The organism is Pseudomonas sp. P106(2024), assembly GCF_057480815.1.
Map to the genome: position 1 here is coordinate 271,592 of NZ_JBLIYU010000003.1, position 22,275 is coordinate 293,866.

The 22,275-nt window shown below is 64.4% G+C and carries 24 protein-coding genes; 22 read left to right on the forward strand and 2 right to left on the reverse strand.

The features are described 5' to 3' along the window. On the forward strand, positions 1-681 hold the full coding sequence (locus AC25M7_RS07435; RefSeq protein ID WP_062361669.1) for an HAD family hydrolase: 681 nt from the start codon (positions 1-3) through the stop codon (positions 679-681). Between the two features lie 2 nt (positions 682-683). After that, positions 684-1,670, forward strand: a complete 987-nt coding sequence (locus tag AC25M7_RS07440; protein WP_028690985.1) for a S49 family peptidase — start codon at positions 684-686, stop codon at positions 1,668-1,670. Between the two features lie 93 nt (positions 1,671-1,763). Here the strand turns inward: AC25M7_RS07440 and AC25M7_RS07445 are convergent, their stop codons facing one another. After that, positions 1,764-2,342 carry a Maf family protein gene (locus AC25M7_RS07445; protein ID WP_486970904.1) on the reverse strand — a complete coding sequence of 193 codons (579 nt, stop codon included), beginning with the start codon at positions 2,340-2,342 and terminating at the stop codon, positions 1,764-1,766. Positions 2,343-2,438: 96 nt separating this feature from the next. On the opposite strand from AC25M7_RS07445, the gene AC25M7_RS07450 reads away from it, so the two are divergent. The 12 genes from AC25M7_RS07450 to AC25M7_RS07505 all read left to right on the forward strand — a co-directional run bounded on the left by AC25M7_RS07450 (position 2,439) and on the right by AC25M7_RS07505 (position 12,286). Next, complete coding sequence (locus AC25M7_RS07450; RefSeq protein ID WP_023630499.1) at positions 2,439-2,966, forward strand: YceD family protein; 528 nt, start codon at positions 2,439-2,441, stop codon at positions 2,964-2,966. 13 nt (positions 2,967-2,979) lie between these two features. Further along, positions 2,980-3,162 carry a 50S ribosomal protein L32 gene (gene rpmF, locus AC25M7_RS07455; protein WP_028690987.1) on the forward strand — a complete coding sequence of 61 codons (183 nt, stop codon included), beginning with the start codon at positions 2,980-2,982 and terminating at the stop codon, positions 3,160-3,162. Between the two features lie 3 nt (positions 3,163-3,165). Beyond that, complete coding sequence (plsX, locus tag AC25M7_RS07460) at positions 3,166-4,176, forward strand: phosphate acyltransferase PlsX (RefSeq protein ID WP_081791573.1); 1,011 nt, start codon at positions 3,166-3,168, stop codon at positions 4,174-4,176. A 148-nt stretch (positions 4,177-4,324) separates the two neighbouring features. Continuing rightward, entirely contained in the window at positions 4,325-5,263 is a 939-nt protein-coding gene (gene fabD, locus AC25M7_RS07465; RefSeq protein ID WP_028690989.1) for an ACP S-malonyltransferase, read from the forward strand. 16 nt (positions 5,264-5,279) lie between these two features. After that, on the forward strand, positions 5,280-6,020 hold the full coding sequence (gene fabG / locus AC25M7_RS07470; RefSeq protein WP_023630496.1) for a 3-oxoacyl-ACP reductase FabG: 741 nt from the start codon (positions 5,280-5,282) through the stop codon (positions 6,018-6,020). A gap of 204 nt (positions 6,021-6,224) precedes the next feature. Next, positions 6,225-6,461 carry an acyl carrier protein gene (gene acpP / locus AC25M7_RS07475; RefSeq protein WP_028690990.1) on the forward strand — a complete coding sequence of 79 codons (237 nt, stop codon included), beginning with the start codon at positions 6,225-6,227 and terminating at the stop codon, positions 6,459-6,461. A gap of 162 nt (positions 6,462-6,623) precedes the next feature. After that, complete coding sequence (gene fabF / locus AC25M7_RS07480) at positions 6,624-7,868, forward strand: beta-ketoacyl-ACP synthase II (protein WP_028690991.1); 1,245 nt, start codon at positions 6,624-6,626, stop codon at positions 7,866-7,868. Beyond that, positions 7,868-8,683, forward strand: coding sequence for an aminodeoxychorismate lyase (gene pabC / locus AC25M7_RS07485; RefSeq protein WP_307944714.1), 816 nt, complete (start codon positions 7,868-7,870; stop codon positions 8,681-8,683). Before fabF ends, pabC begins: the two co-directional genes overlap by 1 nt. A gap of 3 nt (positions 8,684-8,686) precedes the next feature. Then, positions 8,687-9,862 (forward strand): endolytic transglycosylase MltG, encoded by a 1,176-nt coding sequence (gene mltG / locus AC25M7_RS07490; protein ID WP_486970905.1) that lies wholly within the window; start codon positions 8,687-8,689, stop codon positions 9,860-9,862. Further along, positions 9,859-10,491: a dTMP kinase gene (tmk, locus tag AC25M7_RS07495; protein WP_486970906.1), complete on the forward strand. Its 633-nt coding sequence runs from the start codon at positions 9,859-9,861 to the stop codon at positions 10,489-10,491. The genes mltG and tmk overlap by 4 nt, the downstream gene beginning before the upstream one ends. Continuing rightward, the gene (locus tag AC25M7_RS07500) at positions 10,484-11,470 is read left to right on the forward strand and encodes a DNA polymerase III subunit delta' (RefSeq protein ID WP_197866724.1); all 987 of its coding nucleotides are present in this window, start codon (positions 10,484-10,486) and stop codon (positions 11,468-11,470) included. Before tmk ends, AC25M7_RS07500 begins: the two co-directional genes overlap by 8 nt. A gap of 33 nt (positions 11,471-11,503) precedes the next feature. Beyond that, positions 11,504-12,286: a TatD family hydrolase gene (locus tag AC25M7_RS07505; protein WP_186597294.1), complete on the forward strand. Its 783-nt coding sequence runs from the start codon at positions 11,504-11,506 to the stop codon at positions 12,284-12,286. Between the two features lie 241 nt (positions 12,287-12,527). Here the strand turns inward: AC25M7_RS07505 and AC25M7_RS07510 are convergent, their stop codons facing one another. Then, positions 12,528-13,661, reverse strand: coding sequence for an aminotransferase class V-fold PLP-dependent enzyme (locus tag AC25M7_RS07510; protein ID WP_486970907.1), 1,134 nt, complete (start codon positions 13,659-13,661; stop codon positions 12,528-12,530). Between the two features lie 74 nt (positions 13,662-13,735). On the opposite strand from AC25M7_RS07510, the gene AC25M7_RS07515 reads away from it, so the two are divergent. From AC25M7_RS07515 to fliA, 8 genes are all read left to right on the forward strand, one after another. Next, positions 13,736-14,371 (forward strand): TetR/AcrR family transcriptional regulator, encoded by a 636-nt coding sequence (locus AC25M7_RS07515; protein WP_028690998.1) that lies wholly within the window; start codon positions 13,736-13,738, stop codon positions 14,369-14,371. Between the two features lie 129 nt (positions 14,372-14,500). After that, entirely contained in the window at positions 14,501-15,469 is a 969-nt protein-coding gene (locus AC25M7_RS07520; RefSeq protein ID WP_069017528.1) for a GTP 3',8-cyclase MoaA, read from the forward strand. 66 nt (positions 15,470-15,535) lie between these two features. Then, on the forward strand, positions 15,536-16,141 hold the full coding sequence (locus AC25M7_RS07525; protein WP_028691000.1) for a DUF4823 domain-containing protein: 606 nt from the start codon (positions 15,536-15,538) through the stop codon (positions 16,139-16,141). Positions 16,142-16,152: 11 nt separating this feature from the next. Next, positions 16,153-16,713, forward strand: a complete 561-nt coding sequence (locus AC25M7_RS07530; protein WP_069017529.1) for a DUF1285 domain-containing protein — start codon at positions 16,153-16,155, stop codon at positions 16,711-16,713. A 389-nt stretch (positions 16,714-17,102) separates the two neighbouring features. Then, the gene (flhA, locus tag AC25M7_RS07535; RefSeq protein WP_028691002.1) at positions 17,103-19,232 is read left to right on the forward strand and encodes a flagellar biosynthesis protein FlhA; all 2,130 of its coding nucleotides are present in this window, start codon (positions 17,103-17,105) and stop codon (positions 19,230-19,232) included. Between the two features lie 11 nt (positions 19,233-19,243). Further along, positions 19,244-20,557 (forward strand): flagellar biosynthesis GTPase FlhF, encoded by a 1,314-nt coding sequence (gene flhF / locus AC25M7_RS07540; protein ID WP_028691003.1) that lies wholly within the window; start codon positions 19,244-19,246, stop codon positions 20,555-20,557. 114 nt (positions 20,558-20,671) lie between these two features. Further along, positions 20,672-21,505 carry a flagellar synthesis regulator FleN gene (gene fleN / locus AC25M7_RS07545; RefSeq protein WP_016393812.1) on the forward strand — a complete coding sequence of 278 codons (834 nt, stop codon included), beginning with the start codon at positions 20,672-20,674 and terminating at the stop codon, positions 21,503-21,505. Then, positions 21,502-22,242 carry an RNA polymerase sigma factor FliA gene (gene fliA / locus AC25M7_RS07550; protein WP_028691004.1) on the forward strand — a complete coding sequence of 247 codons (741 nt, stop codon included), beginning with the start codon at positions 21,502-21,504 and terminating at the stop codon, positions 22,240-22,242. Before fleN ends, fliA begins: the two co-directional genes overlap by 4 nt. The last annotated feature ends 33 nt before the right edge of the window (positions 22,243-22,275 follow it).

Consider the following 22,275-nt stretch of genomic DNA (forward strand, 5'->3'; position numbering starts at 1 on the left):
ATGAATAAAAGTTATGACCTGCTGATCTTCGACTGGGACGGCACCCTGGCCGACTCCATCGGGCGCATCGTCGAGGCCATGAACGTGGCCGCCGGGCGTGCCGGCGAGGCCCCCAGCAGCGACGAGGCGGTCAAGGGCATCATCGGCCTGGCGCTGGGGGAGGCGATCGCCACCCTGTACCCGCACCTTGATGCGCCGCAGGTCGAGGCGTTCCGCCGGCACTACGCCGACGTGTACATGGCGCTGGACCAGCAGCCGTCGCCGTTGTTCGACGGCGTGGTCGAGTCGCTGGAGGCGTTCCGTGCCGAGGGGTATCGTCTGGCAGTGGCCACCGGCAAGGCGCGGCGCGGCCTGGACCGGGTGCTCAAGGCCAATGGCTGGGAAGGCTATTTCGACATCACCCGGGCTGCCGACGAAACCCGTGGCAAGCCGCATCCGCTGATGCTCGAAGAGATTCTCGCCCATTGCCGGGTCGAACCCGGGCGGGCGCTGATGGTCGGAGATTCGGCGTTCGACCTGCAGATGGCCAGCAACGCCGGCATGCATTCGGTAGCGGTGGGCTACGGCGCCATGTCGCTGCAGGCCTTGGCCGAATTCGGCCCGCAAGTGTGCATCGAGCATTTTTCCCAGTTGCGCGAATGGCTGGCCGAGCCTGCGCAGATCAATTTCCAAGGTAGGTGAGCATGACTGACGAATGGAAGGCGCCCGAGCCGGACGAAGCCGGTGAGGAGCGCAAGAGCTGGAAGCTGCTGGAGAAGACCTTGCTGGCAGGCGTCCAGGAGCAGCGCCGGGCGCGGCGCTGGGGGATCTTCTTCAAGCTGCTGACCTTTGTGTACCTGTTTGGCATCCTGTTCCTGTTCACGCCGTTGATGGATGTGGACAAGGCGGCCTCGCGCAGCGGCAACCACACCGCGCTGGTCGAGGTGCGCGGCGTGATTGCCGACCAGGAGCCGGCCAGCGCCGACAATATCGTCAAGAGTCTGCGCGAGGCGTTCAAGGATCCGAAGACCAAGGCTGTGGTCATGCGTATCAACAGCCCGGGCGGCAGTCCGGTGCAGTCAGGCTATGTGTACGACGAGATCCGTCGTCTGCGCGCCGAGTACCCTGCCATCAAGCTGTATGCGGTGATCGCCGACCTCGGTGCGTCCGGGGCCTACTACATCGCCAGCGCCGCCGACGAGATCTATGCCGACAAGGCCAGTCTGGTCGGTTCCATTGGTGTCACCGCGGCCGGCTACGGCTTCGTCGGGGCCATGGACAAGCTGGGGGTGGAGCGTCGTACCTATACGGCTGGCGAGCACAAGGCGTTCCTTGATCCGTTCTCGCCACAGAAACCCGAAGAAACCGCGTTCTGGCAGGGTGTGCTGGACACCACGCACCGCCAGTTCATCGCCATGGTCAAGCAGGGGCGTGGCGAGCGCCTGAAAGACAAGGATCACCCTGAGCTGTTCAGTGGGCTGATCTGGTCGGGCGAGCAGGCCAAGGAGCTGGGTCTGGTGGACGGGCTGGGCAGTGCCAGCTATGTCGCCCGCGACATCGTGGGTGAGAAGGAGTTGGTGGACTTCACTGTGCAGGAGTCGCCGTTTGATCGTTTCTCCAAGCGTATCGGTGCCAGCGTGGCGGAGCGCCTGGCGCTGTATATGGGCTTCCAGGGGCCTTCGCTGCGTTGATCTGAATCGGCGTGGCATTCATCGCGGGGCAAGCTCGCTCCCACTGGTCGCTCATTGGCCTCGTGGGGGCGGGCTTGCCCCGCGATTGCATGTTCAAGGCACCTGCACGCCTTCCTTGTGCAGCATGTCCACCAGTCGAATCAGTGGCAGCCCGATCAGGCTCGTGGCATCGCAGCCGTGGGTGCTCTGGAACAGGCTGACCCCCAGTCCCTCGGCCTTGAAGCTGCCGGCGCAATCCAGCGGCTGCTCGGCCGTCACGTAGCGCTCCACGCGCTCTCGATCCAGCTCGCGCATCGTCACGGTAAACGGCACGCAATCAACCTGGCAGTGGTCGGTGGCGCTGTTCAGCAGCGCCAGCCCGGTGAGGAAAGTGACCTGTTGCCCGCTGCTCTCCAGCAATTGCTCGCAGGCGCGTTCAAAGGTGTGGGGTTTACCGAGGATTTGCTCGCCCAGCACCGCCACCTGGTCGGAGCCGATGATCAGGTGGTCGGGGTGGCTGGCGGCCAGGGCTTCGGCCTTCTGTCGAGCCAGGCGGCGGACCAGCTCGACGGCGGGTTCGTCATCGAGGCGCCGTTCGTCAAGGTCGGGGCTTGCCCAGGTGAAGGGCAGGCGCAGGCGGGTGAGCAGTTCACGGCGGTACGCAGAGCTGGAAGCCAGTAACAAGGGAAGCATGGTAGACTCCTGGGCAATTACCCCGAATTCTAACATGCGAGATGACACCTAATTTCCTTTGACAGGGAGGGGGTGCATCCCTAGAATGCTGCGCCTATGTTGAATGACCCGATTCCACCTCACGTTGACCCGCGCAAATTGGCTGATCGTGGCGTAACCCTCGAAGGTTCGCTGCAACTCGCTGATTTGGAAAGACTCTGCGACCCGCTTTCCGACAATGTCGGTACGGTGCAGGCGAAGTTCGATTTTGAACGAGATGAGCAGCACGTGGTGGTTATCCACAGCGCGCTGGACGTCGAAGTCAAGATGGTTTGCCAGCGTTGTCTTGAGCTGGTCACCCTGCCGATCCACAGCGAATGCACATACGCCGTGGTGAAGGAGGGTGCGAACACCCAGTCGTTGCCGAAAGGCTATGACGTGCTGGAACTGGGCGAAGATCCTTTGGATCTGCAGGCGTTGGTCGAGGAAGAGCTGTTGCTCGCCCTGCCGATCGTGCCTGCTCATCATCCGGAAGAATGCCAGCAGCCGGCGGGACTCGATGAGCCCGAGCCGAGCAAGGACGAGGTATCGCGGTCCAACCCGTTCAGTGTATTGGCGCAGTTAAAGCGTGACCCAAACGTTTAGGAGTTAATCAATTATGGCTGTTCAGCAGAACAAAAAATCCCGCTCTGCCCGTGACATGCGCCGTTCGCACGACGCCCTGTCGGCAGAAGCTCTGTCGGTAGAGAAGAGCACCGGTGAAGTACACCTGCGTCACCACGTATCGCCAGAAGGCGTATACCGTGGTCGCAAAGTGATCGACAAGGGCGCCGACGAGTAATCCTTGTCCGCTCAGATCATCGCGATCGACGCAATGGGCGGGGACTTCGGTCCCCGCAACATTGTCCAGGCTAGCATTGCCTGCCTTTCGGCTACCCCCTCGCTGCACCTGACCCTCGTCGGTCAACCCTCCCTCCTTGAAGATCTCCTCAGCGGCCTTGCGGCTGCGGATCGCGCGCGCCTGCAGATTGTCGCGGCCAGCGAAGTGATCGGCATGGACGAGCGGCCATCGCAGGCGTTGCGTGGCAAGCCGGACTCGTCGATGCGCGTCGCCCTCGAACTGGTGCGTGATGGCAAGGCCCAGGCCTGCGTGAGTGCCGGCAACACCGGCGCGCTCATGGCCCTGTCGCGCCTGGTGCTCAAGACCCTGCCTGGTATCGATCGCCCGGCGATGGTGGCGGCGATTCCGACCCAGGCGGGCTATTGCCAGTTGCTCGACCTCGGCGCCAATGTCGATTGCAGCGCGGAAAACCTCTACCAGTTCGCCGTGATGGGCGCGGTGGCCGCCCAGGCCCTGGGCGTGCACCGGCCGCGGGTGGCGCTGCTCAATATCGGTACCGAGGACATCAAGGGCAACCAGCAGGTCAAGCTGGCCGCCAGTCTGCTGCAGAACGCCCGGGGCCTGAACTACATCGGCTTCGTCGAAGGCGACGGGCTGTACCGCGGCGAGGCGGACGTGGTGGTGTGCGATGGATTCGTCGGCAATATCCTGCTCAAGTCCAGCGAAGGCCTGGCGACCATGATCGGCGCGCGCATCGAGGCGTTGTTCCGTGGCGGGCTGCTGGCGCGGGCGGCCGGGGCCATGGCCATGCCGTTGCTCAAGCGCCTGCAGGCCGACCTGGCGCCGGCGCGACACAATGGCGCAAGCTTCCTGGGCTTGCAGGGCATCGTCATCAAGAGCCATGGTTCTGCCGGCGTGCAGGGCTTGCAGAGTGCGATCCAGCGGGCGTTGATCGAGATCCAGGAAAACCTGCCGCAGCGTCTGCACGGACGCCTCGAAGACCTGTTGCCGTGATAAGGCTAAAACAGGTCTTAGGCATATCCGCAATGAAGTGCTTAAATGTGACCGCTTGGTCTGCCGCTCCATCCAAGCTTTCAGATTGCGCGCCCGGCCCAAGGCCCGGCGCACCCCATCCGACGACAAGATCATAAGGGCTTGTTCAATGTCTGCATCCCTCGCATTCGTCTTTCCTGGTCAAGGTTCCCAGTCGCTGGGCATGCTCAAGGAGCTGGGCGCCGAAAAACCGGTAATCGTCGAGACCTTCAAGGAAGCGTCCGAGGCCCTGGGCTACGACCTGTGGAAACTGGTCCAGGAAGGCCCGGAAGAACAACTCAACCAGACCGACAAGACCCAGCCGGCCATCCTGACCGCCTCGATTGCCCTGTGGCGCCTGTGGCTGGAAGAGGGTGGCGCGCAGCCTGCGTACGTCTCCGGTCATAGCCTGGGTGAATACAGCGCCCTGGTCGCCGCTGGCAGCCTGTCGCTGAAGGACGCGGTGCGCCTGGTCGAGCGCCGCGGTCAGCTGATGCAGGAAGCCGTGCCGGCCGGTCATGGCGCGATGGCCGCGATCCTTGGCCTGGACGACGCGGTCGTGGTCGAGATCTGCGCCAAGGCTGCCGAAGACGAAGTGGTCAGCGCGGTAAACTTCAACTCCCCAGGCCAGGTGGTCATCGCCGGCAACAAGGCAGCGGTGGATCGCGCCATGGAGCTGTGCAAAGAGGCCGGTGCCAAGCGCGCCCTGCCGCTGGCGGTCAGCGTGCCGTCGCACTGCGCGCTGATGAAGCCGGCCGCCGAGCGTTTCGCCGAGTCGGTCAACGCCATCGAATGGAAGGCCCCGCAGATCCCGGTGGTGCAGAACGTCACTGCCGCCATCGCCGCCGACCTCGACGCCCTCAAGCAGGACCTGCTGGCGCAGCTGTATCAGCCGGTACGCTGGGTCGAGTGCGTGCAGGCCCTGGCCGAGCGCGGCGCGGTGAACCTGGTCGAATGCGGTCCGGGCAAGGTCCTGGCCGGCCTGAACAAGCGTTGCGCCGACGGCGTGACCACCTACAACCTCAACACCCCAGACGCTGTCGCCGCCACCCGTGCGGCGCTGGCCTGAATTCGGAGAAGCTTGCATGAGCCTGCAAGGTAAAGTTGCACTGGTCACCGGCGCCAGCCGTGGTATCGGCCAGGCCATCGCCCTCGAGCTGGGCCGCCAGGGCGCGACCGTGATCGGTACCGCCACCACCGCCTCTGGCGCCGAGCGCATTGCCGCCACCCTGAAAGAACACGGCATCAACGGTACCGGTCTTGAGCTGAACGTCACCAGCGCCGAGTCCGTGGACGCGGTGTTGGGCGCCATCGGCGAGCAGTTCGGCGCGCCGGCCATCCTGGTCAACAATGCCGGCATCACCCGCGACAACCTGATGCTGCGGATGAAGGACGACGAGTGGTTCGACGTGATCGACACCAACCTCAACAGCCTCTACCGTCTGTCCAAGGGCGTGCTGCGCGGCATGACCAAGGCCCGCTGGGGTCGTATCATCAGCATCGGTTCGGTGGTGGGTGCCATGGGCAACGCCGGCCAGGCCAACTACGCCGCCGCCAAGGCCGGCCTGGAAGGCTTCAGCCGTGCCCTGGCCCGTGAAGTGGGCTCGCGTGGCATCACCGTCAACTCGGTGACCCCGGGCTTCATCGACACCGACATGACCCGCGAGCTGCCAGAAGCGCAGCGCGAGGCCCTGCAAAAAGAGATTCCGCTGGGCCGCCTGGGTCAGGCCGAGGAGATCGCGAAAGTGGTTTCCTTCCTGGCTTCCGACGGCGCAGCCTATGTCACCGGCGCCACCGTGCCGGTGAACGGCGGGATGTACATGTAAAAACCGCAACTCAATGTGACGGATTGCTTCAAAAAAGAGTCATACTGCGAGCCTAAAATCCGTTATAAAGCTGCAACCAGATTCCGGGCAGAGGGCCCGGTGGCCTGGTGGAAGGCGCGTTACGCTTGAAAAGCAGGCGTCTTCCTATAAACTTGGTCACCGGCCAGCTGCCTGACATATGTCCATTAGGAGTGAAAACTAGGTATGAGCACCATCGAAGAACGCGTCAAGAAAATCGTCGCCGAGCAACTGGGCGTCAAGGAAGATGAAGTGAAGAACACCTCTTCCTTCGTTGAGGACCTGGGTGCCGATTCGCTTGACACCGTTGAGCTGGTGATGGCTCTGGAAGAGGAATTCGAGACCGAAATCCCTGACGAAGAAGCCGAGAAGATCACTACCGTTCAAGCTGCCATCGACTACGTCAACGCCCACCAGGCCTAAGACGTTTCAGTCGACGCTACTTGTCGGGAAAAACCGCACTGCCGTCGCCGGCGTGCGGTTTTTTCTTTGCAAGCCCTGCAATCAGCGGAGTCTGTTGCCAGGCCATTGGCCGCGCCAGTGCACTGGCAAGAGACTCTGTAATTTGGAAATGAGGAGAGTACTGTGTCGCGTAGACGCGTCGTGGTCACTGGTATGGGTATGCTGTCGCCACTGGGTACCGATGTACCGAGCACCTGGCAGGGCATTCTGGCTGGCCGCAGTGGCATCGGTCCGATCGAACATACGGATCTGTCTGCCTACTCCACCCGTTTTGGCGGCTCGGTAAAGGGCTTCGAAGTCGAGCAGTACCTGTCGGCCAAGGAGGCCCGCAAGCTCGACCTGTTCATCCAGTACGGCCTGGCGGCCGGCTTCCAGGCGGTGCGCAACGCCGGCCTGGAAATCACCGATGCCAACCGCGAGCGCATCGGCGTGGCCATGGGCTCGGGCATCGGCGGCCTGACCAACATCGAAGAGACCAGCAAGACCCTGCACGAGCAGGGGCCGCGCCGGATCTCGCCGTTCTTCGTGCCGGGCTCGATCATCAACATGATCTCCGGCTTCCTGTCGATCCACCTGGGTCTGCAAGGGCCGAACTACGCGATCGCCACCGCCTGCACCACCGGCACCCACTGCATCGGCATGGCCGCGCGCAACATCGCCTACGGCGAAGCCGACGTGATGATCGCCGGTGGCGCCGAAATGGCCGCCTGCGGGCTGGGCATGGGCGGCTTCGGCGCGTCCCGCGCGCTGTCGACCCGCAACGACGAGCCGGCCCGTGCCAGCCGTCCGTGGGACAAGGGCCGTGACGGCTTCGTGCTGTCCGACGGTGCTGGCGCCCTGGTGCTCGAAGAACTGGAGCACGCCAAGGCCCGTGGCGCCACCATCTACGCCGAGCTGGTCGGCTTCGGCATGAGCGGCGACGCCTATCACATGACCTCGCCGCCCGACTCCGGCGAAGGTGCTGCCCGCTGCATGGCCAATGCCCTGCGTGATGCCGGCATCCAGCCTGAGGACGTCAGCTACATCAACGCCCACGGCACCTCGACGCCGGCCGGCGACGTGGCCGAAGTGGCCGCGATCAAGCGCGTGTTCGGTGAGCATGCCTACAAGCTGGCGGTCAGCTCGACCAAGTCGATGACCGGCCACCTGCTCGGCGCCGCCGGCGCGGTGGAGGCGATCTTCAGCGTCCTGGCGATCAACAGCCAGATGGCGCCGCCGACCATCAACCTGGACGAGCCCGATGAAGGCTGCGACCTGGACTTCGTGCCTCACCAGGCGCGCAGCATGCCGATCGACGTGGTGCTGTCCAACTCGTTCGGCTTCGGTGGCACCAACGGTTCGCTGGTATTCCGTCGGTTCGCCGACTGATGCACAGCTGGATCGATGGCCAGGACGCGGCTGCGGTCAATCTGCAGAACCGCGGCCTGGCCTACGGCGATGGCCTGTTCGAGACCATTGCCGTGCGCGGCGGCAGGCCCAGCCTGCTGGCCCTGCACATCGACCGCCTGGCGCTGGGTTGCCAGCGGCTGGCGATCGAGGCCGACCTGGCGCTGGTTCGCAATGAACTGTTGCAATTCGCCCAGCTGCTGGGCGAGGGCGTCGCCAAGCTGATCCTGACCCGCGGCGACAGTCAGCGTGGCTATGCCCCGGTGGCCGGCGCCCAGGCGCGGCGCATCCTTCAGGGCAGCCCCTTGCCGGCCTATCCTCGCGAACATGCCGAACAGGGCGTGCGCCTGTACGCCTGTCAGACGCGGTTGGCGGAACAACCGCTGCTGGCCGGGCTCAAACACCTCAACCGCCTCGAGCAGGTGCTGGCCCGTGCCGAATGGCAGGATCCGGCGTTTGCCGAGGGCTTGATGCGTGACGCTCAAGGGCGGGTGATCGAAGGGGTGTACAGCAACCTGTTCCTGGTGCGTGACGGCGTGCTGCTGACTGCCGAGCTGAGCCGTTGTGGCGTGGCCGGGGTGATGCGCGCGGCATTGCTGGAGCAGGCGCGGTTGCTGGCTATTCCCACCCAGGTACGGGACTTGCCGCTGGAGGCGTTGGAGCAGGCCGACGAAGTGTTCGTCTGCAACAGTGTCTACGGCATCTGGCCCGTGCGTGAATTCGCCGCGCTGAACTGGCCGGCCGGGCCGCTCACCCGTAAACTGCAGGCCGTTGCCCGTACGTTACTGGATACCTGATTCGTGAGACGCAAATTCCTGCTGCTGCTGGAAATGAGCTTGATCCTCGCCGGCCTGGCACTGGGCTGGGCCGCCTGGAAGGTCAACTCGGTCCTGGAGCAGCCCCTGCAAGTGGCGCAGGAGCGCCTGCTCGACGTGCCCGGCGGCACGACGCCCAACCGTATGTTCTATCGCATGCAAAGCGAAGGCCTGCTCGACGATCCGCTGTGGCTGCGTCTTTACTGGCGCTTCAACATGGCAGGCACGCCGCTGCATACCGGTGAGTACCGGGTGACCCCGGGCATGACCGTGGGGCAGTTGTTCGACGCTTGGAAGCGCGGTGACGTGGTGCAGTACAACCTCACCCTGGTCGAGGGCTGGACCTTCCGCCAGGTGCGTGCCGCGGTGGCCAAGCATGAAAAGCTCAAGCACACCCTCGAAGGCTTGTCCGATTCCGAAGTGATGGACAAGCTCGGCCACACCGGTGTGTTCCCTGAGGGCCGCTTCTTCCCCGACACCTATCGCTTCGTGCGCGGCATGAGCGACGTCGAGCTGCTGCAGCAGGCCTACATGCGTCTGGACGAAGTGCTGGCCAAGGAGTGGGCCGAACGCAGCGCCGACTTGCCGTATCGCGATCCGTACCAGGCGCTGATCATGGCCTCGCTGGTGGAAAAGGAAACCGGCATTCCCCAGGAGCGTGGGCAGATCGCCGGCGTGTTCGTGCGGCGCATGCGCTTGGGCATGATGCTGCAGACCGACCCGACCGTGATCTACGGCATGGGCGAGCGCTACAACGGCAAGATTACCCGCGCCGACCTGCGCGAGCCGACCCCTTACAACACCTACACCATGACCGGCTTGCCGCCGACGCCGATCGCCATGGTCGGACGCGAGGCGATTCACGCCGCGCTAAACCCCAGCGACGGTTCGAGCCTGTACTTCGTTGCCCGGGGTGATGGCAGCCATGTGTTCTCCGACGACCTGGATGATCACAACAGCGCGGTGCGCGAGTTCCAGCTCAAGCGTCGGGCAGACTATCGTTCCAGCCCTGCGCCGCAGGCCGAGCCGGCGACGTCAGCGCCGCAGGCGACCCCGGACGCGGCGCCTGTTCCCGCACCGCAAAGCGATGCGCCGGCCCCCACCGATGAATCCGCGCCGGCCGACACGTCGGTGCCAGCAGACACTAAGGAACACTTGTGAGCGGTTTGTTTATCACCCTGGAAGGCCCTGAAGGCGCCGGCAAGAGCACCAACCGCGATTACCTGGCGGCACGTTTGCGCGAGCAGGGCGTCGATGTGGTCATGACCCGCGAGCCTGGTGGCACGCCGTTGGCCGAGCGCATCCGCGAACTGCTGCTGGCGCCGAGTGAGGAGCGCATGGCGGTCGACACCGAGCTGCTGCTGATGTTCGCCGCCCGCGCCCAGCACCTGGCCGAAGTCATCCGCCCGGCGCTGGTCCGTGGCGCCGTGGTGCTGTGCGATCGCTTTACCGACGCCACCTACGCCTACCAGGGTGGCGGCCGCGGCCTGCCGGTGGAGCGCATCGCCATCCTCGAGGCCTTCGTCCAGGGCGAGCTGCGTCCTGACCTGACCTTGGTCTTCGATCTGCCCGTGGAGGTCGGCCTGTCCCGTGCCGCGGCCCGTGGCCGGCTGGACCGCTTCGAGCAGGAAGGCCAGGCCTTCTTCGAGGCGGTGCGCCAGGCCTACCTGCAGCGTGCCGGCCAGCAGCCGCAGCGCTACCGGCTGCTGGACGCCGCCCAGCCGCTGAGCGCGGTGCAGCAGGCCATCGACGCCCTGGTGCCGAGTATCCTGGAGCGTTGCCGTGGCTGATGCCTACCCCTGGCAGCAGGCGCTCTGGCAACAACTGGCCGGGCGTGCCCGGCATGCCCATGCCTACCTGCTGCACGGCCCCCAGGGCATCGGCAAGCGCGCCCTGGCCGAGCGCCTGATGGCACGGCTGCTGTGCCAGCAGCCGCAGGGGTTGGATGCCTGCGGCCAGTGCAAGTCGTGCCTGTTGCTCAAGGCAGGCAGCCACCCGGACAACTTCGTGCTGGAGCCGGAGGAGGCCGACAAGCCGATCAAGATCGACCAAGTGCGTGATCTGGTGTCGTTCGTGGTCCAAACCGCCCAGCAGGGCGGGCGCAAGGTGGTGCTGATCGAGCCGGTGGAGGCGATGAACATCAATGCCTCCAACGCCCTGCTCAAGAGCCTGGAAGAGCCCTCCGGCGATACCGTGCTGTTGCTGGTCAGCCACCAGCCCAGCCGCCTGCTGCCAACCATCAAGAGCCGCTGCCAGCAGGTCGCCTGCCCGCAGCCGAGCCAGGAGCAGAGCCGCGCCTGGCTGGCCGCCGCCCTTGCCGGCAGCGCCGAGGAAGAGCGCGAGGAGCTGCTGACCCTGGCCGCCGGTTCGCCGCTGATGGCCGTGAGCCTGCAGGCCCAGGGCGTGCGCGAGCAGCGTGCGTTGGTGACCGAGGGGGTGAAGAAGTTGCTCAAGCAGCAGCAGTCGCCCAGTCAGCTGGCCGAGGCCTGGAGCAACGTGCCGTTGCTGCTGCTGTTCGACTGGTTCTGCGACTGGTCGCACCTGATCCTGCGCTACCAGTTGACCCAGGATGAGGAAGGACTAGGCTTGGCCGACATGCGCAAGGTGCTGCAGTACCTGGCGCAGAAGAGCCGCCAGGGCAAGGTGCTGGAGGTCCAGGCGTGGATCCTCGAACAGCGCCAGAAGGTGCTGGGCAAGGCCAACCTCAACCGTGTACTGCTGCTCGAAGCCTTGCTCGCCCACTGGGTGCAGCTGCCGGGCATGCGCTGATTTCCACCGTTCATTCATGTGTGTCGTGTTCCCATGCTCGTAGATTCCCATTGCCACCTCGACCGTCTCGACCTGAGCGCCCACCAGGGCTCTCTCGACGCCGCCCTGCAGGCGGCCCGTGAGCGCGGGGTAGGGCACTTCCTGTGCATCGGCGTGAGCGCCGAGAATGCCGGCGCGGTCAAGGCGCTGAGCGAGCGCTATGCCGACGTGGACTGCTCGGTGGGCGTGCACCCGCTCGACCTGGCGCCCGGCGAGACGCCGGCCCTGGAGTGGCTGCTGCGCGAACTGGCCCACCCGCATGTGGTGGCCATTGGCGAGACCGGGCTGGACTACCACTACGAGCCGGAGGCCGCCGAGTTGCAGCAGGCCTCGTTCCGCCTGCATCTGGAGGCTTCGCGGCAGACCGGCAAGCCGGTCATCGTGCATACCCGGGCGGCCCGCGAGGACACCCTGGCGCTGCTGCGCGAGGCCAGCCTGCCCCAGGCCGGGGTGCTGCACTGCTTCACCGAGGACTGGCCGATGGCCAGGGCCGCGCTGGACCTGGGCTACTACATCTCGCTGTCCGGCATCGTCACCTTCCGCAATGCCGACGCCCTGCGCGAGGTGGCCCGGCAGGTGCCGGTGGATCGCCTGCTGGTGGAGACCGATTCGCCGTACCTGGCGCCGATCCCGCATCGCGGCAAGCCGAACCTGCCGCAGTATGTGCGAGAAGTGGCCGAGTATGTGGCGTCGCTGCGCGGGGTGAGCTACGAGCAGTTGGCTGGGCAGACGACCAGCAACTTCAAGCGACTGTTCCCGCTGGCAAGAGTGGCCTGAAGTCGCTGCGCCGAACCTTCCGAGCCGGGCAAAAAAAACCCGGGTTCTGGGGGGGGAATCCGGGTTAAGACCATTAGGAGTAAAACAAAGGCACACGGTCCCTGGGCACCTTTATCGACGCGCCACTTGGGGGGGATGCGCCGCGCCAACACTTCAAGTATTGGTCAGGATTGGCGCCTCGCCAGCGGCGATTGATCGTTTTTTAAACAGATTTGGAATACGATCGCAGCCCCTTGCGCGTTCAGTGCATGGCAATCTGTCCTACCTTCCGCAGTACTTCGTCGATCAGGCGGTGGTCGGTATAGAAATGTGGGGAAAACCGTACCCCAGGGCCGCGTACTGCACAAATTACTCCGTTATTGCTCAGGGCCCGATAAATGTCGGCGTTGGCATGGCCGTCCAGGCTGAAACTGACGATGCCGGCCCGCTGTGAAGGATCGCCCGGGCTGTGCAACTGCGCACCAGGGATGGCCGTGAGCCCTCGATACAGCTGCTCGATCCGCTGCGCCAACTGTTCGGCGACCACCGTCATGCCGACATCCTCCAGCAGCGACAGGCTGGCCTCCAGCGCGCAGGCGCCGAGCATGTTCGGGCTGCCGCACTCGAAGCGCCGCGCACTGCGCGCCGGTTGCCACTGGCGGCGTTCGAAGTCGCCAAGGTGTTCGAGCATGTGCCAACCATAGGCATGCAGCGTCAACTGCCGACGCAGCTCGCTACGGCAATAGAACACCCCCAGCCCCTCGGGGCCGAGCATCCACTTGTGGCCGTCGGCCATGGCGAAGTCGCATTGGTAGTGCTGCACATCGAAGGGCAGGGCGCCGACCTGCTGGATCGCATCGACGCAGAACAGCACGCCGCGCTGGCGGCAGGCGGCGCCCAGGCGTGCCAGGTCCAGGCGCAGGCCGCTGGCGAACTGCACGGCGCTGACCGACAGCAAGCGCGTTCGCGGGCCGCAGGCGGCGATCAGCGCCGCTTCCGGATCGGCGACGGCCAGGCTGGCCTCGACCACTTCGACCCCGCGATCAGCCAGGGCCTGCCAGACCACGCGGTTGGAGGGGAATTCCTCGTCGCTGATGACGACCTGGTCGCCGGGCCGCCAGTCCAGGCCAAAGGCCACCAGCGACAGCGCCTGGGAGGTGTTGCCCACCAGGGCGATGTCGCCGATGGTGGGCGCATTCAGCAGGCGTGCCAGGCGTTCGCGCAGGCGGCGCTCGGTGGCCAGCCAGGCGGGATATTCGTGGGCGCCCAGGCGGACGTTATCCTGGGCGAAGCGCGCCACGGCCTCGGCGGTCCGGCGCGGCCAGGGGGCGATCGCCGCGTGATTCAGGTAGCACAGGCCCGGCGCCTGCTCGAACTCATCAAGAAACACAGACATGGTTGGAAGATCCGTGCAATTTGCCGCCAGTTAGGCATAATAATCCGCTTCGATTGTCATCCCAGTCCTTCTTTATGCAGAAAGAACCTCGCAAGGTCCGTGAGTTTCGCCGTCGCGAACAAGAGATCCTCGACACGGCGCTCAAGCTGTTTCTCGAACAGGGTGAAGACAGCGTCACCGTCGAGATGATCGCCGACGCCGTCGGTATCGGCAAAGGCACGATCTACAAGCACTTCAAGTCCAAGGCGGAAATCTACCTGCGCCTGATGCTCGACTACGAGCGCGACCTGAATGAGCTGTTGCATTCGGCTGACGTCGACCGCGACAAGGAAGCCCTGTCGCGTGCCTACTTCGAGTTCCGCATGCGCGACCCGCAGCGCTACCGGTTGTTCGACCGCCTGGAAGAGAAGGTGGTCAAGGGCAATCAGGTGCCGGAAATGGTCGAGCAGCTACACAGCATCCGCGCCTCCAACTTCGATCGCCTCACCCAGCTGATCAAGGGGCGCATCAGCGAGGGCAAGCTCGAGGACGTGCCGCCGTACTTCCACTACTGCGCGGCCTGGGCGCTGGTCCATGGCGCGGTGGCGCTGTACCACTCGCCGTTCTGGAGCAATGTGCTCGAAGATCAGGAAGGTTTCTTCCAGTTCCTCATGGACATCGGCGTGCGCATGGGCAACAAGCGCAAGCGCGACCCGGAAGCCTCGAACTAAAGCCGTCCAAGGCGCGCCCGTCGAGTCTTCGGCGGGCGCGTTGCATCCAGGCTTCGACGGGAAGGCTTGCAAAAACCTGATTTTTGAGTCAGGTTTTGCCCGCCAGAATCTTCCACGCCGGAGTCATCCATGATCGTCGATCGTCAAGGCAGGCGCTTTCGCAACCTGCGCGTCAGCCTGACTGCTGCCTGCAACTATGCCTGCACCTACTGCGTGCCCGATGGCAAGCGCCTGGTGGCGGCGCAGGACGAGCTCACGGCGGATGCCCTGGCCCGGGGCGTGGCCTACCTGGTGGAGGCGGCCGGGGTCGAACGGCTGCGCATCACTGGCGGCGAGCCGCTGGTCAGCCCGCGACTGGAAGCCTTTCTCGGCGCGGTGGCGGGCCTGGGGCTGGACGACATCAGCCTGACCACTAACGGTCAGTTGCTCGCCCGCAAGCTGCCGCTGCTGCGTGATGCCGGTATCCGCCGGCTCAATGTTTCCCTCGATACCCTCGACGCCAGTGCCTTTCGCCGGATCGCCCGGGGCGGCGACCTGGCCAGCGTCCTGGCGGGCATGGCGCAGGCCAGTGCTGCGGGCATGGCGATCAAGGTCAACATGGTGCCCATGCGCGGACAGAACCTCGATCAGGTGCTGCCGCTGCTCGACTACTGCCTCGAACGGGGCTACGAGCTGCGCTTCATCGAGCTGATGCGCATGGGCCACCTGGCGCGCGACGTAAATGCCTTCCTGCAGCAGTTCGTTGGCCTGGAGCAACTGCTGGCGCTGATCGGCGAGTCGTACAGCTATGAGCAGGCGCCGCGCCCGCTGGATGCCACGGCCCTGCGCTACCGCATTCCCGGCAGGGGGCATTTCGGCGTGATCGCCAACGAGAGCGTGCCGTTCTGTCGCAGCTGTTCGCGCCTGCGCTTGTCGTCCACCGGCTGGCTGCATGGCTGCCTGTCGTCGAGCAATCGTCACTTTGTCGGCGACCTGCTGGACAAGCCCCGACATCAGGCGCTCCCGGCATTGCAGAGGCTGCTGGTGAGGGCCCTGGCGGACAAGCAGGACGTGGCGTTCTCTGGCGATGTGATGGTGATGAAGGTAATCGGCGGCTGACTCTGGCGCAAAAGCTGCATCCTGCGGCTATTCGCCGGTTTTTCGTCACCGGTTTCTGGAGGAAAGATGCGTAGCCTGGTCTTGCTGCTGGCGCTGATGGCGTTGGGCGGCTGCATGAATGTCAGCGATATGGGGGAGGGTGTCCGTTACCACATGAGTGATGCGGGCTTGCTGGACCACAGCGACACCACCCGTACCCTGTCGATCCGCCTGCAGCCGGACTCGTTCATCTTCATCGGCCAGGGCGCATTCGTGCCGCCGGGCAAGGGGCCGGTGCCACGGCAGAACGCAGTCGCCGAGGAGGCCTTCAAAAGCTTCGTCGAGTACTTCCCGCTGGTGCGTCGCGCCCAGGGGCCGCTGGGTCTGGAAGACGCGATCGCCGAGGCCCGCGCGGTGGGTGCCGACTATGTGCTCTACACCCGTTTCGCCCGCACCGACGATCGCATTGGCAACGGTGACGAGTGGTATGACGAGCAGGCTGTCGATCGCCTGGGTTGGGACCGTGGCGTGGTGCAGATGATGCTGATCGAAACCAGCACGCGCTACCTGATCGACACCGCGCGTATCAAGAGTCGCGGCGGTTTGTTGACGTTCCACGACAACACGCCACAGGATTTGCTTGCCGCGCCGATGCGCGAGTACGCTCGTAGCCTTCTGGGCATGAGCAACTGAGCGAGCGTGTCATGAGCGATTCCGGCAAGGCCAACGATCTGCTGGCGCAGATCCCCGCGCACAAGGGGCTGCCCCCGGTACACCTGTGGAACCCGGACTTCTGCGGTGACATCGACATGCGGATCGCCCGGGACGGGACCTGGTACTACCTGGGGACGCCGATCGGTCGCAAGCCGATGGTGCGGTTGTTCTCTACCATCATTCGGCGTGACGGGGACGACTACTTCCTGGTTACGCCGGTGGAGAAGGTCGGGATCCGGGTCGATGACGCACCATTTGTCGCCGTGCTACTGGATGTCGAGGGCAGCGGGGAGCAGCAGGTGCTGCGGTTTACCAGCAATGTCGACGATCAGGTCGAGGCTGGGCCGGGCCATCCGCTGCGGGTGGAGCTCGATCCGGTTACCGATGAACCCTCTCCTTACCTGTTGATGCGTGGAAACCTTGAAGCGCTGGTGCATCGCAATGTGTTCTATCAGTTGGTGGAACTGGCGGTTTCCCGGGAGATCGACGGGGAGGAGTGGCTTGGGGTTTGGAGTCGGGGTGAGTTTTATCTTATTGGGCGCAATGGGTAGTGGTTTTTCTGGGCTTCCATAGCCCCTTTCAAAGGCAGCTTTAATGGGTTGGCCGATTACCGATTGTGCGGTGGTTTTGTAAGTTGTATGCGCATTCATTGGCAATGTCGACGCTTGTTCGCCCGTACTGAAAGGTGAGTGAGCGGCGACAGCGCCAAAGAGTGCGCATGCGGAAATCAAAGCCCACACTCTTTGCCCGAACCCGAACCCGAACCCGAACCCGAACCCGAACCCGAACCCGAACCCGAACCCGAACCCGAACCCGAACCCGAACCCGAACCCGAACCCGAACCCCCGAAAAGCCCCCCCCAGAAAAGTTGGAAAGCTTCTTGCAAAGGCAGCGCCAGCCGCCACACAGGCGTCAAAGTTTTGCTTGAAGAGGAATCGCGGTGGATCGCACTCAGTTAATCAGCAGCGCCCGTAACAACCTGGCCGGTCTCGGTCGGGGCAACCTCGGCGTGCCGCTGCTCCTGCTGGTGATGCTGGCAATGATGATGTTGCCGATCCCGCCGTTCCTGCTCGACGTGTTCTTCACCTTCAACATCGCCCTGTCGATCGTGGTCTTGCTGGTCTGCGTCTACGCCCTGCGTCCTCTGGATTTCGCCGCGTTCCCTACCATCCTGCTGGTGGCCACGCTGCTGCGCCTGGCGCTGAACGTTGCTTCCACCCGAGTGGTCATGCTCCACGGCCAGGAAGGTCACGGCGCCGCGGGCAAGGTGATCCAGGCCTTCGGTGAAGTGGTGATTGGCGGCAATTACGTCGTCGGTGCGGTGGTGTTCGCCATCCTCATGATCATCAACTTCGTCGTGGTGACCAAGGGCGCCGGGCGCATCTCCGAGGTGAGCGCGCGCTTCACCCTCGACGCCATGCCGGGCAAGCAGATGGCCATCGACGCCGACCTCAACGCTGGCCTGATCGACCAGGCCCAGGCCAAGTCCCGTCGCGCCGAGGTCGCCCAGGAGGCCGAGTTCTACGGCTCCATGGACGGTGCCAGCAAGTTCGTCCGCGGTGACGCCATTGCCGGCCTGCTGATCCTCTTCATCAACCTCATCGGCGGCATGCTCATCGGTATGCTGCAGCACAACATGACCTTTGCCGATGCCGGCAAGGTCTATGCCCTGCTGACCATCGGTGACGGTTTGGTGGCGCAATTGCCATCGCTGCTGCTGTCCACCGCGGCCGCGATCATGGTCACCCGTGCCTCGGGCTCCGAGGACATGGGCAAGCTGATCAACCGGCAAATGTTCGACTCGCCGAAGGCCTTGGGTGTGTCGGCCGCGCTGATGATCATCATGGGCCTGGTCCCAGGCATGCCGCATGTCGCCTTCCTCAGCCTCGGCGCACTGGCCGGTGGCGGCGCTTACCTGGTATGGAAGAAACAACAGAAGGCCAAAGCCGTCGCCCAACAGGAGGCCCAGCGCCAGCAGGACCTGCTGCCATCGCCGCAGCGCGCCATGGAAACCAAGGAGCTGGGTTGGGACGACGTCACCCCCATCGACATGATCGGCCTGGAGGTCGGCTATCGCTTGATCCCGCTGGTGGACCGCAACCAGGGCGGCCAACTGCTGGCGCGGATCAAGGGCGTGCGCAAGAAACTGTCCCAGGACCTGGGTTTCCTCATGCCCACCGTGCACATTCGCGACAACCTTGACCTGCAACCCAGCGCCTATCGTCTGACCCTGATGGGCGTGATCCTGGCCGAAGCCGAGATCTACCCGGACCGGGAGCTGGCAATCAACCCCGGCCAAGTATTCGGTACCCTCAACGGCATCGCCTCGCGCGATCCGGCGTTCGGCCTGGAGGCGGTGTGGATCGATGTCGGCCAGCGCGCCCAGGCGCAGTCGCTGGGCTATACCGTGGTCGACGCCAGCACCGTGGTCGCCACCCACCTCAACCAGATCCTGCAGAAGCACTGCCACGAGCTGATCGGGCACGAGGAGGTGGTGCAGCTGCTGCAGGTGCTGGCCAAGGTCTCGCCGAAACTGGCCGAGGAGGTGGTGCCGGGTGTCATTTCCTTGTCGGGCCTGCTCAAGGTCTTGCAGGCGTTGCTCGCCGAACAGGTGCCGGTGCGTGACATCCGCAGCATTGCCGAAGCCATCGCCAACAATCCGACAAAGAGTCAAGATACCGCCGCGCTGGTGGCGTTGGTGCGGGTCGGATTGTCCCGCGCCATCGTGCAAAGCATTGTTGGCGTTGAGTCCGAGCTGCCTGTGATCACTTTGGAGCCAAGGTTGGAACAGATCTTGCTCAATAGTCTGCAAAGGGCCGGGCAGGGTCAGGAAGATGGTGTTCTTCTTGAGCCGAGCATGGCCGAAAAGCTTCAGCGCTCGTTGATCGAGGCGGCCCAGCGTCAGGAAATGCAGGGTCAGCCGGCTATCCTCCTGGTTGCCGGCCCGATCCGCGCCATGCTGTCGCGCTTCGGTCGCCTGGCAGTACCGAATTTGCATGTTTTGGCGTATCAGGAAATACCTGACAACAAGCAAGTCACCATCGTTGCCACCGTGGGCCCGAACGGCTGAGGTAGTGGGTTATGCAAGTTAAGCGTTTTTTCGCCGCCGATATGCGTCAGGCCATGAAGCTGGTCCGGGATGAGCTCGGCTCCGACGCCGCCATCATCGGCAACCGGCGCATCGCTGGCGGTGTCGAACTGACGGCTGCGCTGGACTACAAACTGTCCGCCCTGGCCCCACGCGTGCCCAATGCGGAGCTCGAGGACGAGCTACGCAAGACCCAGTCGCGCATCGTCACCGCCCAGGCCGAACTGACCGGGCGCGGCGATGCCGTCGAGGGCGGCAACCGTCAGCTGTTCGCCGGCCAGTCGCTGACCGCGTCCGAGCCGTTGATCGAAGCGCATGTGGATGAGCCTGCACCGATCGCCGCCGCAGCGCCGGCCCCGGTTGATCCGCGCCTGTTCGACGCCATGCGCTTCGAACTGACCGGTCTGCGCGAGCTGCTGGAAGTCCAGCTCGGTTCGCTCGCCTGGAGTCAGTTGCAGGGCAGCAAGCCACAGCAGGCCAACCTCTGGCGCCGCCTGCAGCGCTTGGGTCTGTCAGGCGGCTTGGCGCGCGAGCTGCTCGACCTCACTGCCGAGATCGAAGAGCCGCGTCATGCCTGGCGCATGGTCCTGGCGCACCTGGCGCGGATGATCGACATACCTGAGATCGAACCGATCGAGGAGGGCGGTGTCATCGCCATGGTCGGCCCGGCCGGCATGGGCAAGACCACCACCCTGGCCAAGCTGGCCGCGCGCTATGTACTCAAGTACGGCGCGAACAACCTGGCGCTGGTGAGCATGGACAGCTTCCGCATCGGTGCCCAGGAGCAGCTCAAGACCCTCGGGCGTATCCTCAATGTGCCGGTCACTTATGTCGATCCGGGCGAGTCGCTGGCCCAGGCGCTGGAGCCGCTGCTGCGCAAGCGCGTGGTGCTGATCGACACCGCCGGCCTGCAGGCCAGCGACCCGGCGCTGCGCATGCAGCTCGAGACCCTGGCCGGGCGCGGTATCGCCGCCAAGAATTACCTGGTGCTGGCGACCACCAGCCAGAAGCAGGTGCTCACCGCCGCCTACCACAGCTACAAACGCTGCGGTCTGGCCGGTTGCATCCTGACCAAACTCGATGAAACGGCATGCCTCGGCGAAGTGCTGAGCCTAGCCATCAGTCATGAACTACCGGTGGCCTATCTGACCGATGGGCCGCGCATTCCTGACGACCTGCAACTGCCGCGCAAGCACCAGCTGGTGAGTCGCGCGGTCAGTGTGCAGTTGCAGGACGAGCCCAGCGACGAGGCCATGGCCGACATGTTCGCTGATCTCTACCACAACCCTGGCAAGCGTGCGGGTTGAGGGTGAATACTGTGCAAAGTACCTACATCATGGGGTTGCCCGGCCGTACCGTGGCCTTGAACGTTCAGCCCCTCATGTGGCCTGGGTCCAAGCGAGACAAGGTAAAGAACAGACATGGGTAGCATGCATCCCGTACAGGTGATCGCCGTGACCGGTGGCAAAGGTGGCGTCGGCAAGACTAACGTTTCAGTGAACCTGTCTCTGGCGTTAGCCGAGCTCGGCCGCCGGGTCATGTTGCTGGACGCCGACCTGGGCCTGGCCAATGTCGACGTTCTGCTGGGGCTCACGCCCAAGCGTACCCTGGCCGATGTCATCGAGGGTCGCTGCGAGCTGCGCGATGTGCTGCTGCAGGGGCCTGGCGGTGTGCGCATCGTCCCGGCGGCTTCCGGCACCCAGAGCATGGTGCACCTGGCGCCAGCCCAACATGCCGGCCTGATCCAGGCCTTCAGCGAGATCGGCGACAACCTCGACGTGCTGGTGATCGACACCGCTGCGGGTATTGGTGACTCGGTAGTCAGCTTCGTCCGCGCCGCCCAGGAGGTGCTGCTGGTGGTGTGCGACGAGCCTACCTCGATCACCGACGCCTACGCCCTGATCAAGCTGCTCAACCGCGACTACGGGATGAATCGCTTCCGCGTGCTGGCCAACATGGCCCAGAGCCCGCAGGAGGGGCGCAACCTGTTCGCCAAGTTGACCAAGGTCACGGATCGTTTCCTTGACGTCGCCCTACAATACGTCGGTGCCGTGCCGTACGACGAATGTGTGCGCAAGGCCGTGCAGAAGCAGCGGGCTGTATACGAGGCCTTCCCGCGGTCCAAGTGCGCGCTGGCTTTCAAGGCCATTGCGCAGAAGGTCGACAGCTGGCCGCTGCCTGCCAACCCGCGCGGACACCTGGAATTCTTCGTCGAGCGCCTGGTGCAGCCCACCAGTGCAGGGCCGGTGCTATGAACGCGAGCGGTTTCAAGATGTACAGCAAGGCCGCCAAGGACGCTCAGTACGAGCTGATCGAGCGCTACGCGCCGCTGGTCAAGCGCATCGCCTACCACCTGCTGGCGCGTTTGCCGGCCAACGTCCAGGTCGAGGACCTGATCCAGGCTGGGATGATCGGCCTGCTGGAAGTGGCCAACAAGTATGACGCCAGCAAGGGCGCCAGCTTCGAAACCTACGCCGGCATCCGCATCCGCGGCGCCATGCTCGACGAAGTGCGCAAGGGCGACTGGGCACCGCGCTCGGTGCACCGCAACACGCGTATGGTCAGCGACGCGATTCGCTGTGTTGAAGCAAAGACAGGGCGCGACGCTAAAGATCACGAGGTTGCTGCCGAACTCCAATTGAGTCTCGATGATTACTACGGGATTCTGAACGACACCTTGGGCAGTCGCCTGTTCAGTTTCGACGACCTGCTGCAGGACGGCGAACACGAGGGGCTGCACGAGGACGGGGCCAGCGGCCAGCTGGAGCCATCGCGGGACCTGGAGGACGAGCGCTTCCAGGCCGCCCTGGCCGATGCGATTGCCAACCTGCCGGAGCGCGAGCGCCTGGTCCTGGCGCTGTACTACGACGAAGAGCTGAACCTCAAGGAAATCGGTGAGGTCCTGGGGGTCAGCGAATCGCGTGTCAGCCAGTTGCACAGCCAGTGCGCGGCGCGTCTGCGCAGCCGCCTGGGGGAATGGCGGGCGCGTTGAACCAGGTTTGATGCAGTCGTTTTTTTGTGGTGC